This window comes from Myroides albus (assembly GCF_009711045.1).
In the GTDB taxonomy this organism is placed as follows: Bacteria; Bacteroidota; Bacteroidia; order Flavobacteriales; family Flavobacteriaceae; genus Flavobacterium; species Flavobacterium album_A.
In genome coordinates, this window is the sequence record NZ_WMJX01000045.1 from 1 (window position 1) to 18063 (window position 18063).

Genomic DNA, 18063 nt, shown 5'->3' on the forward strand with positions numbered 1-18063 from the left:
AATAGACTAATAGCTTAAGTCGAACTCACGTTATTTAAGTTCTTTTAAGAGGTAATCTTTCTTCTTGTACTTAAACCACAGGAAATCTATTAGGTGATTTAATGTCTGTGTATATTTCTCTAATGTATTTAGAGATACTTCTATATCTATTAGTTTCTTCATTCTATTATTATGATAGTAAAAAGCATCTATTAGAGATTTATCTTTATCTTGAGTTTCTCCTATGTACTGTTTATAGATTTGCTCAACAGAGAAATCTATTTTCTGTAGTTCTAAAAATAGAAAAGCCTGATTAATCTTATTCTTAATCAGGCTTAGTTTTGAATTTATAAATTCATTTTCTTCAGTAGGTGGGTATACTCTTTGTTTAGTATTCTGCCATAATTTAGGTTTTACAAATAAACCTGTAGCAAATTGCTTCCTTTTGTCTTTGTAGGTTAATCTACATGCTATAGGGGCTACACCCAATTTATTAGTTCTGTGTTTAGATATAACAAACAGAATATTTAGTTTATGTATTTTGTTCATATGTATCAGTAAGTTTTAGTGAAATGAGATATGTTACCTCTAGAAAAAACATGCTACCTATTTGTGCACCTTTTAAGAAGATAAGGCTGTATAAGTAGTAAATAAGTAAAATACTCTATTTTAGATTTAGAGTATTGAATAACAGTAAGTTATATAAATAAAAAAAGCTACCTAATTGGTAGCTTCTTATAATTTTGCGGAGAAAGAGGGATTCGAACCCCCGGACCTGTTACAGTCAACGGTTTTCAAGACCGCCGCATTCGACCACTCTGCCATTTCTCCAGTCGAACTCTCTTGTTCTGTATTGCGAGTGCAAATATACTGCAAAGTCTGATGTTTACAAGCTTTTTTGAATAAAATTTCAAGCAAAAATGCATAGCGTTTTGTAACTAATTTATTGTTAGCTATTAACAGGCGAAATATTTTTTATTATATTTTATAAAAGAATGAAGTTTTAGTTCACATATCTATTGCAACTAATATTAAAGTGAGATTACTTAGAACTATTGTTAAGAGTTAAAAGATAAACCACAGTTTGTTTTGCATTTACTATGATTTATACCATTGTAGAAAAGTGTATTGAAAAGCAATTGTACTTCTTAGTAAAAAAATCAAGTTAACCTATCATAAATGTTGCGATTCTGTAGTAAAACTAGTATATTTGCGTTTTATTTTTTAAAATTATTATGATAAAAATTACATTACCAGACGGTTCAGTGAAAGAGTTTGCTTCGGGCGTTACTCCTTTCGATGTTGCAAAAAGTATAAGTGAAGGTTTAGCAAGAAATATTATTTCTGCAAGCTTCAATGGTACCACCATCGAAACCACGACACCAATGACCACGGATGGTAGTCTAGTTTTATATTCATGGAATGATGATGAAGGGAAAAAAGCTTTCTGGCACTCTACTTCACACGTAATGGCGCAAGCTTTACAAGATTTATACCCTGGAATCAAATTAACTATAGGTCCAGCTATCGCTAATGGATTCTATTACGATGTGGATTTCATGGATTATAAAGTAACAGATGCTGACTTTAAAAAGATCGAAGATAAAGTTTTAGAAATTGCACGAGCAAAGCACGATTTTAAAATGCGTTCTGCTACTAAGGCTGAGGCTTTGGATTTTTATAAAAAAGAACAAAATCCATATAAAGTTGAGTTAATCGAAAACTTGGCTGATGGTACTATTACATTTTGTGATCACGATAGCTTCACTGACTTATGTCGTGGAGGACATATTCCTAACACTGGAATAATAAAAGCTTTTAAAGTTTTATCTATAGCAGGAGCTTATTGGAGAGGAGATGAGAAGAATAAACAATTAACACGTGTTTATGGTATTTCATTCCCTAAACAAAAAGATTTGACCGAGTATTTAGAACTTTTAGAAGAAGCTAAGAAAAGAGATCACCGTAAATTAGGAAAAGAGTTAGAATTGTTTACATTCTCTCAAAAAGTTGGTCAAGGTCTGCCTTTGTGGTTACCTAAAGGGGCAGCGCTAAGAGAAAGATTAGAGCAGTTTTTGCGAAAAGCACAGAAAAAAGCAGGTTACGAACAAGTTGTAACTCCACATATTGGGCAAAAGGAATTATATGTTACATCTGGACACTATGCAAAATATGGTGCAGATAGTTTTCAACCTATTCACACTCCAGTGGAAGGAGAGGAGTTTTTATTAAAACCGATGAACTGTCCTCATCACTGTGAGATTTATAACTCTAAACCGTGGTCTTATAAAGATTTACCTAAGCGTTTTGCTGAGTTTGGAACAGTATATCGCTACGAACAATCAGGAGAATTGCATGGGTTAACTCGAGTAAGAGGATTTACACAAGATGATGCTCATATTTTCTGTACACCAGAGCAATTAGACGAAGAATTCAAAAAAGTAATTGATTTGGTACTTTATGTATTTGGATCATTAGGTTTTGAAAACTTTACAGCTCAAGTATCTGTTCGCGATTTAGACAATCCAGATAAGTACATTGGAAGTGTTGAGAATTGGGAGAAAGCAGAGCAAGCTATTATTAATGCGGCTAAAGATAAAGGTCTAAATTACGTTATTGAAAGTGGAGAAGCTGCTTTCTATGGTCCGAAGTTAGACTTTATGGTTAAAGATGCCCTTGGAAGAAGTTGGCAGTTAGGAACAATTCAGGTAGATTACAACCTACCAGAACGTTTTGAGCTTAGTTATAAAGGATCAGACAATGAGTTGCATCGTCCGATTATGATCCACAGAGCGCCATTTGGATCAATGGAGCGTTTTATCGCTATTTTGTTAGAGCATACAGGGGGTAAATTCCCACTTTGGTTAATGCCAGAGCAAGCTATAATTCTGTCTTTGAGTGAGAAATACGAAAAATATGCAGAAAAAGTTTTAAATTTGCTAGAAAATAACGAAATTCGCGCGCTGGTAGATAATCGTAACGAGACTATCGGTAAGAAAATTCGAGAAGCAGAGGTTCAAAAATTTCCTTATATGTTAATTGTAGGTGAGGACGAGGAAAAAAATGGAACAATTTCTGTAAGAAAACACGGAGATTCTGGTAAGAGTAATCAAACGATGAAGATTGAAGAATTTGCCGCGATGATTCAAGAAGAAGTGAATAACTCTGTAAAACAATTCGGAGAATAAAAATATTAATGTATAACGCTTGGTAAACAAGCAAAAACTTTTAGAGCCATAGCAGTAAGACAAAACAGAGGTTTTAAACCTCGCGAAGAAAAAAAAGATGCGCATAGAATTAACAATGCCATCCGTGTTCCGGAAGTTCGACTTGTGGGAGACAATGTTGAAATGGGTGTATTTAAATTAGCAGAAGCATTGCGTATTGCTGAAGAACAAGAATTGGATTTAGTGGAGATTTCTCCTAATGCTGAACCTCCTGTTTGTAAAGTAATCGACTATAAGAAGTTTCTTTATGAACAAAAGAAACGCGATAAAATGCTTAAAGCTAAATCTACTCAGATCACTGTAAAAGAGATTCGCTTTGGTCCTCAAACAGATGAACACGATTACGAGTTCAAAAAGAAAAATGCTGAGAAGTTCTTAAAAGAAGGATCTAAATTAAAGGCATTTGTTTTTTTTAAAGGTCGTTCGATCATCTATAAAGATCAAGGTCAAATCTTATTATTAAGACTTGCACAAGATCTTGAAGAATTCGGAAAAGTAGAATCAATGCCAGTTTTAGAGGGTAAACGTATGACTATGTTTATTGCTCCTAAGAAGAAGAAAGCATAATTCTGTTTAAGAATATATTAAGTAAAAAATAGTAAGTAAGATAATCATTAATACCTAGGAAATAATGCCTAAAATGAAAACTAAATCTAGCGCTAAGAAACGTTTCAAGTTAACTGGCTCTGGAAAAATCAAAAGAAAACACGCTTTCAAAAGTCACATTTTGACTAAAAAATCTAAAAAGCGTAAATTAGCTTTAACTCACTCTGGATTAGTAGCTAAAGCAGATACTCATAGTATCAAAGATCAATTAAGATTAATCTAATCTTAGTTGCGGTTAAAATAATTTAATAACCCTGGAGTGGAGCAAATTAAGATTTAGAAGTACTTGAAAAATAGTCGCACACTACAAAAATACATTTACAAAAATGGCAAGATCAGTAAACTCAGTAGCTTCAAGAGCAAGAAGAAAAAGAATTTTGAAGCAAGCCAAAGGATTCTTTGGAAGACGTAAAAACGTTTGGACAGTAGCTAAAAACGCGGTAGAAAAAGCAATGGTATATGCTTACCGTGATAGAAAACAAAAGAAAAGAAACTTCCGTTCTTTATGGATTATGCGTATTAACGCTGGTGCAAGATTACACGGAATGAGCTATTCTCAATTCATGGGTAAAATTAAAGCTAACAATATCGAATTGAACCGTAAAGTTCTTGCAGATTTAGCTATGAATCACCCTGAAGCTTTCGCAGCTATCGTAAATAAAGTAAAATAATAAACGTTTGTCAAATCTGATTTATCTTACTTAATATAAATAAAAGCCTCACTATTTGTGGGGCTTTTTTTATTTAATACTTATTTGTCTTTTGCATTGCAATTGGTAAAGAAATTTTATTTAGAAAGAGTATATTGGATATCAATTAGTTGTCTTTTGAACGCCATTTTTTTTTAAAAAATGTGTTCAAATGTTTGGTAATCCCAGTAAACACGCTATATTTGCACTCGCAATACAGAACAAGAGAGTTCGACTGGAGAAATGGCAGAGTGGTCGAATGCGGCGGTCTTGAAAACCGTTGACTGTAACAGGTCCGGGGGTTCGAATCCCTCTTTCTCCGCAATAAACACTGATACTTAATCAGTTGAAGCATAAACACCCAATTTTACACCCAAAAATGTAACGTTGGGTTTTTTATTTTTTTTATTTAGTTAAATTAGCTTGATTCTGTTTTATGATATAAATATGGGATCATATCAAAAGTTGGAGATTAAGCAAAAAGTTTAGTTAATCTAAAAAGAAAGAATTTCTTATCTCTAACTTCTCTATACATCAAACAGAAGTATTTAATTTTGGCATTAAACGATTCAGCACAAGCATTAGTACTTCTGTTATTAAAGTAATTGATGATTTCATTGTAGTGTGCATTAAAAGAGATCAGTAACAAAAGTTGGGGATTTGGGGGTTAAAATAATATCTTTGTCTCATGATGGATAACGGAGGATTATTAAAACTAATCTTACCTAAGTACTTGGTAGAACATTTTAATATTATTAAAGTAGAAGAATTAGCAACTAGATTAGATATCTACTTTGAAGAAAAGAATGATTATGCTATTCAATGTACTGATAAACACCTTGTTTCTAAAGGATTTAATTCACTTAAGCACAATCCACAACTGTAAATAGTGGTAAGAATTGCTTTATGCTTTAGATTGTCAGTAGTGTTTAATAGCTTGGCTCACATCTTCTTGAGAGAAAAAAGCAGGTAATTGAGTTGGTTTTTGTTTAGTATATAAATAGTTTAATTCTATCTGTTGACTATTAACTAACTCATAAACTTTCTTGATTGCCCCTACTAAAGAGCGTTGATAAGATGCGCGAATATTGTCTTGAAATACTTTTTCATTAATAAAAGCTTCAATCTCTGCAAAAGGTATTTCATTGAGCATATGATATTTATTCGTATGCTCTAAAAATAATTGTGAATAACCACAATACGACTTAATTGTATTATTGGCATATCGTTGAAGTTGCAATAGGTTATGTAAGGTTTTTAGTATTGTTTCGCTATCCACAAAAAACAACTAAGTATGTAATTTACAAAAAACTAATTATTAACACCAAATTTAACGAAATGCGCATAACATTGTTTTTTTACGAAACTACACTGTGTTTTGTTTCGTAAAAAAACAATATTATGTGTAATTTTACCCAAACTTCTCTATAAGTTCTTGATTTAATTCTTCAGACTTTCCTAATAATTCTTCAACTAATTTAAAAACCATTGTTTGTGGATTGTGATCTGCAAATTTTTCATCATTTATTGTAAGGCTTAAATCACGTGCCCATTTTATAGCATTATCAACATTACCATATTTATCAAGTAATGCCTTAAATTTGTTGTCATTCTTTTTGTAAACGAATTTTTTTGATGATTTTGGAAGTTTGGAATTAATACATTCCTCAATTGCATTTTTATAATCTTTCCTACTCATAGGAGTAATCCTATTATGAAAATGTAATAAATACCATAATTCAAATGCTTCATTACTCCAGGCACAATATATATTGTTTGATTCAGCCTTTTTTATAGCAGAATTAAAAGAGCTTGACTTAAAGCTATCTTTATCAAAAACAGCCCAAACTCTATCATATTTTCTAGTACTATTATCTCTTAAATCTATTGCTTTCTCAACTACTTTAAGAGTACTAATTCCTCCACCATCAAATTCCAAATCGAAAACAATTTTACCAACTTTTTTAGGAAAAGATTTGAAATAATTTGGTTCAGTTTTTTCACCCTCGCATACAATAAGAAAGTAGGAAATCAAATCCTTCTTCTTTTTCTTTTCCTGTTTTGAGAATCTCTTTTGAAGAGCATTATCAATTTTTATAGTTCTAGCCATATGAAATTAAATTTTTGAAAAATATGGAATTGCTCCATATCTACCTTTAATATAATTTCTCTCAAGATTAGCATCATTTCTCACTTTCGAACCATCAGGCAAAGTTATATCATATAAAGAATAAAGATCAGTTTGTTCACATTCATCTTTTTCTGTAAACCAAATTTGATCTCTTCTAAAAATTTCCTCACCTAATAAATTAGTATCGTGAGTAGCAAATAATAATTGTGCTTTATTAGTATTATATGAAGGATTATTAAATAACTCTACAATTTTCATAGTAATTAATGGATGTAATTTGGCATCTAATTCATCAATGATTAATGTTTTACCATTAAGTAATGTGTCGAATATAGGTCCTGACAAATCAATAACTTTATTTGTACCTTCTGATTCTTGAGAGTCCTTATCCATTATTACATCACCTAAAACATTACCCTTCTTATCAAATTTATTGTGAATAGTTTTTAAATCAATAGTAAATTTACCTGTTAGTTCCTTGATTAACTTGTTTTTCATTGATTTAGGCAATTGTTCTGGTAATTCATCCATATCGAACTCCTTTTCTATTGCATTTATATCTTTAAATCCGAGGTTTAAAACTTGAAAAAAGTTTTTAGTTTCTCCCGCTCCGTTCAAATTTTTAGCCAACATCCTTTTAGTAAAGCTTTCATAATCATTGTGTTCTATTCCTGATAGAATATTATAATCAGAAAATAAATCCAAAATTTGTTGAGAGGTTTCACCACCTAATTGTGCAACTAGTGAAACAAACAATCTATTATCGTTAGTTGCTTTAACTTTGTCCTTTCCCTCTTCAAAAACATCAGAAACTCCAATACCATCTTCTGTTCTAATAAAATAAGGTTTTTCATCTTTTGAAGTCTTTCCTACAAATAACCATTCATTGATGATATTCTTAGAGTTATGTTCGAAACCATAACGAAATCTTCTTTCATCTTTTGTTAAAAAGACAATTTCGAAAAAGGTTGGCTCATATTCACTCTTATTATAAAGAAGAAATGGTTCAAATTCAAGTTCATCACTACTATTCAATTTTACTGAATTCAAAACATTATGTCGCATTTGCCCAAAAGCCCGAATAACATTACTTTTACCACTAGAATTTGCACCATAAATAACTAAAGAAGGTAACACTTTGTGTTTTTCTTGTTTAAAAACAATTTGAGAATGTTCACTTATCCCCTTTGCTATAAATGAAATAGTCCTTTTATCATAAAAAGATCTATAATTTCCAACCGAAAACTGAATTACCATTTGATTGTATTTGAGAATTTTCCTCAAAATAACAAAATAATAAAATACAAACAAAGAAAAATAAATAAAAATTGAGAAAACAACTCAAAAAAAACACTCATAATAACTAAGCTTTCGTCTTGTCCGCAGGGCACGAGATGAAAGCCCGTTGAACGGAACCGGAGTAGCTTTATGCATTATGGAGTTTACGAATAGTGGTTTTAAGATATGTCTGCAGTAATTTTAGGATTACTGCTTTCGACTCCACTCTTTAAAAGATTTAGCTATTTTAGGATTTTCGCTAAAAAACTGATTTACATTTTTTAGTTCATTTATTAATTGCCTCTTTTCATTTGCTAAACGTTCATATCTCGATTTATCAATAGTATTCTTAACAGCTAAATGCATTGAAAAACCTGTTGTTAAAAGTAAAAAGATGTTCAATACAATCAAGTAGAATAACCTCTTTGAGCTAACAGCTTTATGAACTTTCAAAAGCTCCTCATTATTTTTTGTTATCTCTCGATGAAATTGATCGAAGTCATTCTGTAAGCGTTGTCTTTGTTCTTTTTCTATCTGTCGAAGTTCAGCAATATTTACTGTTACTTTGATATTGCTCAATTCTTTGATTGTATCTAAATGAGTTTTTTCGCTTTGTTTTATCGTGTGTTCTAATTGTATGACTTGCTGAAGTAATAACTCAGTCATATCAGTTAGCTTAGGTTGGTTCTTTGCCATCGTTTATCTTTTTAGTGTTCTTCGTTTGCGTTTTTTTTGTTCATCATCTTCATCGTTACCACTAAGTTGAAAAGCAGATAACAAACTAAATAAAACAGACACATCTGTTTTCCAATTCTGCATTTGGGGTTCGGATGGTTCTTGATTGGTAAAAAGTTTTTCTACTTCATTCTTTGACTCTGTGCTTGCTGTATTTTTAAATAAGTCATTCAGCTTCATATTTCGGTCAACTTCACTTGCTTTTAGGTTTGCGCCTGTTGGTAAATGAATAAATCGATATCCTTGAATATTCCCCTGTTTATTTATCGTTGGTTTAACCTCAATATCTTTTTCCAGCATTAAGTGAATATATTGTTGTAAATCTTTTGGCTTCTGTCTTAAAACTTCTCTGTGAGCTGTTTTAATAGCGTTTTTAGCTATTAAGTTTGTGTTGTTAGTTCTTTGCTTCTTGTTTTCGTTTTCTTGTCTTATAGAAGTCCATCCGTATTTAAGTGCTATTTCGTGAGCTACTCTTTGAGCTTCAAAACCAATATAATTATCCTTTAATGCTTTTCCGTTTTCATCTATGCGATTGGCGATGATGTGAATATGTTTGTGCTCTTTTTCTGTATGAACAAAGGCGATAAATTGAGCTTTGGTAGGATCTATTTTTAAACCAAGTAAAAACTCAATTGCTAATGCTCGTAAATCTTTATCGCTCATCTTTTGACTATCTGCAATAGTTGGAGATATAACAGCCGATATTGTGTTGTTTTTACATCTGTTGTTTTGATTCTGTAATATTTGCATCGTTTGAAACATTTCTTTCGGAGTATCCCCCGAAAGATTATGTCTCAATAGTTCATATCCTTTTTTGGAATCAATCACGTAATTAAACAGTGCTGTGCCACCAATACAAGATTTTGCTTTAGCTATCATAATTAGAGTAATTTTTGTAAATGAGTCCGAATTAGATTAGCTGTTTCAATGGTGTGCTGTTTAACTCCTGTTGTATCGCCAAGCTTAAAAAGGTTGCTTATTCGCCTAAAATTATCAGCGTATTTGTTGAGTAGTTTGTAAATTTCTACTTCGTCAGGCGTTAATTTATAAGCTAAAGAATAGTCAAGAGCGGTGTTTCTGATGTATTCCGAAACGCTACAACCCACTTTTTCTGCTTTGTTTTTTATGATTAGAGCTTCTGTAAGAGTTACTCTAAATTCTATTTTCTTTGTTTTTTTCATCGTCTTACCCATTTTGCGACCTTCGGGAGAAAAACGAGCGGTCTTTGTCTGTCAAATTTCCAATTTGTAAGGACAAAGACACATCTCGATAATTCTCACGTCAAATCATTGCGGTTAATAGTTAGTAAATAATCATTCAAGTCTTTGTGATTCTCGTACATTTTGCGTCCATCAAAAGCGTTTTGATACGCCTGTACAACTTTTAGAGTTGCACTATCTCCAGCTTTATCATTGTCGAAACAACAAATAATTCTTTCATACTTTAATTCTTTGTACAAAGCATTATTGATACTTTTATCCATTTGTACATTGATACATTTATACAATTCCCCATTTGTACATTTGTACAAATAATTATTTGGTGTTTTAATTATTGTATTATTCAACATTGCTACAGAATTAAGAATCAAGTAATCATATTGTTTTTCAGTATTGGGATAAAGGGTTAAAAAGCTGATATAATCACTCCAAGATTCAAGTAAGACAATATCTTTACTCTTATTGTCAAAGTAGGTTACTGCCTTTTTACCAAGACACATTTTTACATACTTGTTTCTTAGTTCCAAACCATCTAATTCATTTTGAAAACCAACAGCGTAATACGATTTGTTGTTTAGGGTATAATGCACCTCTTTACAATAATTTTGAGCCATTTTAAGGCTAAGATTACGCTCGTTGACATATTGTATCAAGTTTGGGTGCGTTAGTGGCTTAATCGCTCGAATTGTATATATTGGTTCTTGAATAATGTTAGAACTCACAATAATTGGCTGATGAAAAGAAAAAGAATCGTTTTTAAGTAATTCTAAAGCTGATTTAATATCACAATCATTGTACTTCATCACAAAATCAAGTGTTGTTCCTCCAAATCCCTCTGCGTGGTCATAAAACACATTCTTATCAATATTCACTTTAAATGATGCTGTTTTTTCAGTTCTAAAAGGACTGAGATACCACCAATCAATTCTCGTTGTCCTCGTTGGAGTATAACCTAACTTTTTAAGTAAGTCTGTTAGGCTAATTTGTTTAGCTAATTCACAATTCATACGTTTTAAAATAGTCGGGTTAAAAATCTGTTTTTTTTGATGCAATGATGCAGAAAGGTGTTAATCAACTGTAGTTCAATAAAATACTCTGCATCACTCTTGCATCACTGCATCAAACTCATTTTGTTTCTTGCATCACTCTTGCATCAAACTTGACGTGTTTTTAGTTTGATGCAGACTTTGATGCAGTGTAACTTGCTATTAAACAATGGTTTAATCTATTCTTGCATCATTGCATCAAATATTTTATAGAATAAATCTTTTTTAATGATGTAGTAACGTCCTCTACGTTCTATTTTAACGAATTCTCCGTGAGATAAAAGCTCTATTCCTTGATATGATTTTGTATTGCTTTGTGGTTCAAAATCCCATTTCTTTAAAGTCTTTCTTATTTCACTGGCAGATATAATTAGTTTAGGATTTGTCTTACGCAATAACAAGAGTAAATCATTAGGAGCTACGCAAATTTCATCCTCGTCAATCTTTTCAAAGCACAGGTTTAAAAGTTCTAAAAGCGAAACCTCTATTTTGTTTTTACTAATTAGCTTTAAAAGAGAAGCTGTAAGTATCTGTTTAGGTGTAAACCACATTCGGGTTTGTTGCGTAGTGTAATAAGGTCGTAGAAGTAAGTATTTAATAAAGTAAGGAACTTCACTTGTGAGCTTCTTGATAAAGTGAACGTCTTCTACTTCAATAGGTTTAATCTTTCGAATCCAAAAACGTATTTCTTCTTCGTCTATCTGAATAAAATCATCTTCATTATTAGAGCAAAGAATAAACTTGGCAAAAAACTCTATTTCTTGCCTATCTTTTCCCTTTGCTTCAACTTTGTCTTTATCAGTGGTAGAAAGGTACTTTAAACGCTCTGTAATCTCTTTCTTATCAAAGAATACTTCATCTATGGCAACTAATAACATACTTGCCCAATCAGCGTTAAATTGAGAGCCAAAAGAATCTCCTTTGATATAAGTCATATTTAGTCCAAAGATATTTTTAAGCCATTTGATAAAAGAGCTTTTTCCTGTCGCACGTTCTTTACTAACAAGACACAATATCGGTAAGGTTTGCGTTGGCTTCTCATACAATAGCTTTAGATAGTCCAAACCATATTCATACTGTTCACTTCCAAATATGTGTTTTACAAAGTGTAGTGAGTTTGGAATCAATTGTTCTAATTCAGTTAGGCTAAAGTTTTCTTCTATTGGTTTCATATTTAATTCGTTATAAGTATTAAAAAAATTTTCTACGATTGGTTGATAATTAAGATGGTCTGGAATACAACAAAAGCCATCTAATTTTAAGACGTTCTCTAAGTAGGACTTCCCGTGATCTGATATAATCGTTTCACGAGTCCAACGCACCATTACTTTAACTTTATCGCCTGATATCAAAGGTTTTTCGATGATTTTAAAGTAAGCAGTTCCCACTCGGATATAAGGTATATCTAAGCTCATATTTACTTGTGTTTTAATAATCCTTATCTTTACACGATAAGGATTGAATTATACATTAATCGGATATTAAGGGACGATTTGCGGAAGTTGTCCCTTTTATTTTTTAGCGAATAGCTCCAATGCCAAGTCAGCATCAACTATGATTTTTCTACCTCTTTGGATAATCGCTTTTTTGATATGACCTTCTTTCTTGATTTTATTAGCAGTCGTAATACTGCACCCAAGTAGTTCTGCTATACCACGTATTCCGTAAACATAACGCTTTGTAGATTGTTGCGTTTCTTGTGGAGAATTAAGCTCTTTAAACTCTTTTAGAGATACTGTTTGTAATAGCTGTAATAATTCTTCTCCTGTCATTTGCCAAACTGGCTTTTCTTTTAACTGATTTAAATACATAGTTTTAGTTTTTAAATTATACGATTTTGTGATGTTCGAACAATTCAAAACTATCTGTAAATTTCTGTGGAAATGTGTGGAATTTGATGAAAAAACAAAACACATACAACTAATAATCAATTAACTGTATGCGTTTGCTTATTTATTTTTGAGGAAATAAAAAATAAATGACTTTAAAAACTCTTTAATGAACTTAAAAGGATTAAAACTGATTATTAAATTTCCTCCGCAGGTTTATAAAAGCGTTTTGAAATTGTTAATGCAGACTTTAGTTTAAATTTTAATACTATGAATTCAATCACTTTATTTCTAACATCTTTTTCTATATCCTTCATCATTTCATATAGTGGTGGTTGAGCAAATTTTGATATTTGTTTAAACGCTGAATCAAATTGAGTTTTAGGTTCTCTTAGATTTAATACTAAATAAAAATCTTCAAATGCTAAATCACCTTCTTTAAAACATTTTAATTCTAAAGCAGAGTTGTAGAGTTTAAGTACATCCTTGATCTCAAATAAATCAGATTCTAAACGAAGTCTATCTTCAGGATAATACGCATAAATATCTTCCTTAACTGTTAAAAGGTAATCTCGTATTTTGTAATAATAGTTTTGAATTAGATGCACATTATCCTGTATATAGGTATCTCTTTCTGCTAAAACCCTATAAAGTTCTTTCTCCCAATACTTTTTATCTTCATCAAATTCACATTGTGATACCCAGATAGGTTTTTCTTTTTCCTGTATTTCTTTTAAATCCTGTCGCGCAATTAAGATTTTGTTCTCAAACATTTTAGGCAGTAGAACTTTATCATATAAATGAATAAAATCAAAATGAGTTATTAACTCGTCTTTATCTTCAATAAGCTTATTAATAACTTCAATCTGTTTTAGTATATTCAGAAATACTTTTTTAGATAAACTCTCTGCTTGTCCTGTTATCAAAAGAGCATCAATATCAAGTTTTTTTAAATCGCTAAATGCTTTAGCATAACTCTCCTGTCGAATACATTGATATGTGTTCTGTTGTAAGGAATCAGTATCTAATAAATTTGATAGTTCTTTTAGTATTTTTAAATACTCATTTAAGTGTTTCAAAAGAGGGTTATCTAAACTCATATCATATCAAATTTAGTCATTGCATTCGCTTTAATCGTATCAGCTACATCAATATAAGGTTTCATTGATTTGTAGTCTGAATGTCCTGTCCATTTCATTACAACCTGTACAGGTATCCCTAATGATAGCGCCGTACAGATAAATGTTCTTCGACCTACGTGAGTGCTTAAATGTTCATATTTAGGTTTTACTTCATCTATTCTTTCATTGCCTACATAATACGTTTCTCGGATTGGTTCATTAATCTCTGCTAATTCTCCAAGTTCTTTTATGTAGTCATTCATCTTTTGATTAGAAATGACAGGTAGTGCTTTTCCCTTTTCAAAAGGTACATCTTTGTACTTCTCTAATATTGCTCTACTGTGTTTGTTTAATTCAACTCTCAGCATATCATTTGTCTTTTTGGTAACAAACTCAATAGCATCATTTTTAATGTCGTGTCTTGTTAGACTAAAAGCATCTGAACAGCGAAGTCCTGTATAGCAACAGAAAAGCAATACATCACGTACACGTTCTAAGTATGACTTCGTACCTAAATCCGTTGATTTAATCTGTTCGATTTCCTCTTGGGTTAAGAAGATTATCTTTTTAGAGGTTTCTTTTAACTTTGGTTTAAAATCTTCAAAATTATAAGCAATTGTATAATTGTTATTTTTACACCATTTCAAAAACCACTTTACAAAGCTAATCTGCTTTTCAATAGTACTATTACGCATCTGCTTTTCAATACGTAGAAATGAAACGTAGTCTAACAAAGTCTTTTCGTTTATATCTGAAAACTGAAAATTGCTTTTGAAAGAAAAAAGATGTGAGCGAACAGTATTAAATTTGGTATAAGTTGCCAATGTCCAATCATTTCGTTTTCCGCTGTTCTTGACAAACTCGTCAAAAGCTGTAAACAGATTCTTTTCTGTCGCTAATATGGTTTGTTTATCAGAGTAACGTTTTATTTCATCTTTTAAAAGTGCAAAAGAAGGTACTTCATTCTTCAATTCATACTCTTTAAAGATTCTATCAATCGTAGTAGATAGCTCTTGTATTGCTGTATTGATTTCAGAAGAACTTTGTTTTAGCTTATTGGTACACCCATTGCGTACCTTTTCTTTTGCTTCATCCCATTTGGAAGCATCAATGCGGTAGCCTGTAAAGAGTTCTACTCGTCCACCATTATATACCACTCTTGCACGAATAGGAACGTTCTCTGTGATTAAAACACCGTCCTTCTTTCTCTTTTCAATAGCAATAGTTATCTTTCTTTTTATAGTCATAGTTATTTGTAATAGCACCCAAATATACACCCAATTTTAATACTATCATATACTATTTTATGGTATTCAACTGACCTATAAAAACTATAACTATCAATAAATCAAAATAATAGTATTTTACTGTATTTTATTTATATATAGGTTATATTCCCTCTTTCTCCGCTGATTTATAAAAGATAACTTTTCAAAAGTCATCAAAAAAGTACAAAAACCTATGATTCACAACGAGTTATAGGTTTTTTCTTTTTTAGGGGTATCGCATTTTATTCAAAAATGCTCAAAAAAAAGTTACAGATTCGGTGCACAAAAAAACAGGTAAGCGATGTGCACCTTTTAACTGAGCAAACCCAGACGCCAAATGGTACCAGAGAGTTTTAAACTGTGTTTTTGGAACGTTTTAATTCGACATTTATTAATATTTAAAACAGTTGAATTATGTTAGAAAAACAGTTATCAATTAATTTCTTTCTCAAACCAAGTAGAGAGAAAAGTGATTTAAGAGGTGTTTACCTTAGAATCACAGTAGATGGTATTCGCAAAGAGACTTCTCTTAGTCATAAATGGGATATCAACAGATGGAACCAAAAAGCAGGTCGTGCCAATGGTGCTAAAGAAGATGCTAAAACGCTAAACTATATCTTAGATACAGTCGTATCTAAGATTACCAAGTACAAATTAGAACTTTTAAGTAATGAAGAGCCTATTACTGCTTCTGTGCTTATGGATTACATCCAAGGTAAAGGAACTAGTAAGGCTAAAGTTTTAGAAGAATTCCAAAAGCATAACGATGAAATCTTTAGACTTGTACCTAAAGAGTATGCTATTGGAACACATGAAAGGTATGTTACAGCAAGATCGCATGTTGGAGAATATATTTGTTATGTATATGGTAGAGAAGATGTAGAGTTTAGAGAACTCAATTATGAGTTTGTACTTGGTTATGAGCATTATTTAAAGACCGTTAGAGCGTGTTCTAATAACACAGCTATAAAGTATATCTCAAACTTCAAGAAGATTGTTTTACGGGCAGTTGCTAAGGGAATTATTCCTTCTAATCCTTTTGTACAATACAAACCTAAAAAGACTAAACTCAATAAAAAGCCATTAAGTAAGGAAGAGTTATCTATTTTAGAAAACAAAGAATTCACTAATGAACGATTAGCTACTGTAAGAGATGTGTTTGTTTTTCAATGTTATACTGGTCTTGCTTATATCGATGTATTTCAGCTAAAGAAAAGCGATATTACAAAAGATGAAGAAGGTAATTTGTGGATTAGAATCAATAGACAAAAGACAGATGCAAATATTACAATTCCTCTGCTTCCCAAAGCTATTGAGATAATGGAAAAACATAAAGATCATCCTGCTTGTATTGGAAAAGATATTGTACTTCCAGTTCGCTCAAATCAAAAGATGAATGAGTATTTAAAAGAGATTGCTTCACTTTGTGAGATAAGCGAATTAAATACCCATAAAGCAAGAAGAACTTTTGGAAGTACTGTAACTCTTGGTAATGGAGTTCCTATTCACGTAGTAAAAGAAATGTTAGGTCATCACTCCGTTAAGCAGACTGAGGAATACGCTCTCACAGAGGAAGAATCTATCAAGACTGAAATGCAGATATTAAAAGGTAAGCTTGAAGAAAAAGCAAATAAGCAAACGGATAGTTTTACTGATTTACTTGAGAGTTTAAAAAAGCTAAACGCTGATAAATTAGCTCAGCTAACTACTTTTATTAATCAATTAAATGGATAATAAAACTCCCTTTGATTCTCTACAATTTCTAATAATTCAACTGTCGTATTTGTTGTAAGGAATTCGAGGGAGTCAATTTTCAACCTTTTTAATGAGTAGAAGTTAACTTCTACTCATTAAAAAGGTTCATAATATCTTTTCGGTTGTAGTAATACGAACCAAGTATTTTGCGACACTGCAATTTACCACTGATACGCAGTGTTTGTAGTGAAGCTGGTGAGATACTGAGTAGTTGTCTAGCTACTTTAGCCTTTACCCATTCAAGAGAGGTTTCTTTGCTCTGTTTAGCTAATAGTTTTTTTAGTTCGCCAATGATTGTTTGAGCAAACAGTTTTAAATCTTCTTTTGTGATTTGATTTTCCATAATAGTTGTTTTTTAGGTTAAGCAACTAAGGTATTTGTCATTACTATAAGTTGATTTAAAAGGCAAAAAGATGACGTATTTGGCTTTTAACAGAAAAAAAAGTCAATTATTTTTTTAAAACTAAAGTATTCAGATGTTAGAAAAAGAACTATAAAAAAGATAAATAACATTATGCCCCAGATCAAAATATACAATTTCTTTCTTTTATCTAAAAAAATTAATTCTGAATTAAATTCTGCATCCTCTTTTAATATTTTATCAATATCATCTTTTATTAATAAATCTTCAGCTCTTTTTTTTATTATTGAATATTTAGATTCGATTCTCTTCTTTTCTAAATTTAGAATATACTTTGAAAACAATAAAAAAACAACTGATAAAACTAATAAACCTAATCCCATTAAAGAAGCTTCTTTATTTATAACTGTAGTTACTTCTCCCTTAGTATAAACTTTTAAAACAAAAATTGTCAAATAAAATGAAATAAATACAAAAATAGATTTTTGAAAATTATTGTAAAATGTATCTAGAGAATTATTAATCTTAGTAGATAATTGTTCTAATTGTTCGTATGTTTTATTTCTGACTTCTATATATTTACTGATACTCCCTTTGATATATGTATTATGTGCAGAAAGCATGGATGTTAATACAGCTTCTTCTATTTTTAATTCGTTGTCTTTTAAATAAATAGATAGTATATTTCTAGCTATTCCAATTTTATCTTCAATTTTGTGTTTTTCAGAATATACCCATGAAAAAATCTTATGGTATTGATCTATGGAACTATAATCTAGATTGTATGTCTTCAAACTAATGTAGACTTTTAGGACGTA

At 31.1% G+C, this 18063-nt stretch carries 20 protein-coding genes, 2 tRNA genes and 1 pseudogene; 7 read left to right on the top strand and 16 right to left on the bottom strand.

Translation table 11 applies throughout. The features are described 5' to 3' along the window. Positions 1 to 30: 30 nt before the first annotated feature. Both GJV76_RS13415 and GJV76_RS13420 read right to left on the bottom strand, forming a co-directional pair. A complete protein-coding gene (locus GJV76_RS13415) occupies positions 31 to 528 on the bottom strand; it encodes an Arm DNA-binding domain-containing protein (protein ID WP_155093121.1) in 498 nt (165 codons plus the stop codon). Between the two features lie 197 nt (positions 529 to 725). Further along, a tRNA-Ser gene (locus tag GJV76_RS13420) sits at positions 726 to 810 on the bottom strand. A gap of 404 nt (positions 811 to 1214) precedes the next feature. Between GJV76_RS13420 and thrS the strand changes: the two genes are divergently transcribed. From thrS to GJV76_RS13445, 5 genes are all read left to right on the top strand, one after another. Then, positions 1215 to 3167 (top strand): threonine--tRNA ligase, encoded by a 1953-nt coding sequence (gene thrS, locus GJV76_RS13425; protein ID WP_155093122.1) that lies wholly within the window; start codon positions 1215 to 1217, stop codon positions 3165 to 3167. Positions 3168 to 3215: 48 nt separating this feature from the next. Beyond that, positions 3216 to 3773: a translation initiation factor IF-3 gene (gene infC / locus GJV76_RS13430; protein ID WP_160340004.1), complete on the top strand. Its 558-nt coding sequence runs from the start codon at positions 3216 to 3218 to the stop codon at positions 3771 to 3773. A gap of 64 nt (positions 3774 to 3837) precedes the next feature. Continuing rightward, positions 3838 to 4035 (top strand): 50S ribosomal protein L35, encoded by a 198-nt coding sequence (gene rpmI / locus GJV76_RS13435; RefSeq protein ID WP_155093123.1) that lies wholly within the window; start codon positions 3838 to 3840, stop codon positions 4033 to 4035. 103 nt (positions 4036 to 4138) lie between these two features. Beyond that, positions 4139 to 4483, top strand: coding sequence for a 50S ribosomal protein L20 (rplT, locus tag GJV76_RS13440; RefSeq protein ID WP_155093124.1), 345 nt, complete (start codon positions 4139 to 4141; stop codon positions 4481 to 4483). 255 nt (positions 4484 to 4738) lie between these two features. Next, positions 4739 to 4823: transfer RNA gene (locus GJV76_RS13445), tRNA-Ser, on the top strand. A 150-nt stretch (positions 4824 to 4973) separates the two neighbouring features. On the opposite strand, the pseudogene GJV76_RS13450 reads toward GJV76_RS13445, so the two are convergent. Beyond that, positions 4974 to 5147 (bottom strand): annotated as a pseudogene (locus GJV76_RS13450) (transposase); the annotation flags it as partial. 42 nt (positions 5148 to 5189) lie between these two features. Between GJV76_RS13450 and GJV76_RS13455 the strand changes: the two are divergent. After that, on the top strand, positions 5190 to 5387 hold the full coding sequence (locus GJV76_RS13455) for a hypothetical protein (protein WP_155093125.1): 198 nt from the start codon (positions 5190 to 5192) through the stop codon (positions 5385 to 5387). 33 nt (positions 5388 to 5420) lie between these two features. On the opposite strand, the gene GJV76_RS13460 is transcribed toward GJV76_RS13455, so the two are convergent. The 11 genes from GJV76_RS13460 to GJV76_RS13510 all read right to left on the bottom strand — a co-directional run bounded on the left by GJV76_RS13460 (position 5421) and on the right by GJV76_RS13510 (position 15108). Beyond that, positions 5421 to 5780 (bottom strand): phage integrase N-terminal SAM-like domain-containing protein, encoded by a 360-nt coding sequence (locus GJV76_RS13460; RefSeq protein WP_230381560.1) that lies wholly within the window; start codon positions 5778 to 5780, stop codon positions 5421 to 5423. 132 nt (positions 5781 to 5912) lie between these two features. Next, complete coding sequence (locus GJV76_RS13465; protein WP_155093126.1) at positions 5913 to 6611, bottom strand: RloB family protein; 699 nt, start codon at positions 6609 to 6611, stop codon at positions 5913 to 5915. A gap of 6 nt (positions 6612 to 6617) precedes the next feature. Further along, positions 6618 to 7889 carry an AAA family ATPase gene (locus GJV76_RS13470; RefSeq protein WP_155093127.1) on the bottom strand — a complete coding sequence of 424 codons (1272 nt, stop codon included), beginning with the start codon at positions 7887 to 7889 and terminating at the stop codon, positions 6618 to 6620. Positions 7890 to 8117: 228 nt separating this feature from the next. Continuing rightward, entirely contained in the window at positions 8118 to 8606 is a 489-nt protein-coding gene (locus tag GJV76_RS13475) for a hypothetical protein (protein WP_155093128.1), read from the bottom strand. A 3-nt stretch (positions 8607 to 8609) separates the two neighbouring features. After that, the gene (locus GJV76_RS13480; RefSeq protein WP_155093129.1) at positions 8610 to 9524 is read right to left on the bottom strand and encodes a relaxase/mobilization nuclease domain-containing protein; all 915 of its coding nucleotides are present in this window, start codon (positions 9522 to 9524) and stop codon (positions 8610 to 8612) included. Positions 9525 to 9526: 2 nt separating this feature from the next. After that, the gene (locus GJV76_RS13485; RefSeq protein ID WP_155093130.1) at positions 9527 to 9826 is read right to left on the bottom strand and encodes a plasmid mobilization protein; all 300 of its coding nucleotides are present in this window, start codon (positions 9824 to 9826) and stop codon (positions 9527 to 9529) included. Between the two features lie 95 nt (positions 9827 to 9921). Then, positions 9922 to 10872 (bottom strand): CHC2 zinc finger domain-containing protein, encoded by a 951-nt coding sequence (locus GJV76_RS13490; protein WP_155093131.1) that lies wholly within the window; start codon positions 10870 to 10872, stop codon positions 9922 to 9924. 218 nt (positions 10873 to 11090) lie between these two features. After that, complete coding sequence (locus GJV76_RS13495; RefSeq protein WP_155093132.1) at positions 11091 to 12326, bottom strand: primase-helicase family protein; 1236 nt, start codon at positions 12324 to 12326, stop codon at positions 11091 to 11093. Positions 12327 to 12422: 96 nt separating this feature from the next. Further along, the gene (locus GJV76_RS13500; RefSeq protein ID WP_155093133.1) at positions 12423 to 12722 is read right to left on the bottom strand and encodes a DUF3853 family protein; all 300 of its coding nucleotides are present in this window, start codon (positions 12720 to 12722) and stop codon (positions 12423 to 12425) included. Positions 12723 to 12937: 215 nt separating this feature from the next. Beyond that, positions 12938 to 13840 (bottom strand): hypothetical protein, encoded by a 903-nt coding sequence (locus tag GJV76_RS13505; protein WP_155093134.1) that lies wholly within the window; start codon positions 13838 to 13840, stop codon positions 12938 to 12940. Next, positions 13837 to 15108 (bottom strand): site-specific integrase, encoded by a 1272-nt coding sequence (locus tag GJV76_RS13510; protein ID WP_155093135.1) that lies wholly within the window; start codon positions 15106 to 15108, stop codon positions 13837 to 13839. The genes GJV76_RS13505 and GJV76_RS13510 overlap by 4 nt, the downstream gene beginning before the upstream one ends. Before the next feature lie 435 nt (positions 15109 to 15543). Here GJV76_RS13510 and GJV76_RS13515 point away from each other — a divergent pair, with 435 nt between their 5' ends. Continuing rightward, positions 15544 to 16863, top strand: a complete 1320-nt coding sequence (locus GJV76_RS13515) for a site-specific integrase (protein WP_155093136.1) — start codon at positions 15544 to 15546, stop codon at positions 16861 to 16863. A 109-nt stretch (positions 16864 to 16972) separates the two neighbouring features. Here GJV76_RS13515 and GJV76_RS13520 read toward each other — a convergent pair whose 3' ends face one another. Continuing rightward, positions 16973 to 17227 (bottom strand): MerR family transcriptional regulator, encoded by a 255-nt coding sequence (locus GJV76_RS13520; protein ID WP_155093137.1) that lies wholly within the window; start codon positions 17225 to 17227, stop codon positions 16973 to 16975. A gap of 86 nt (positions 17228 to 17313) precedes the next feature. After that, positions 17314 to 18063 (bottom strand): hypothetical protein (locus GJV76_RS13525; protein ID WP_230381561.1); only part of this gene is annotated, 750 nt, incomplete at its 5' end.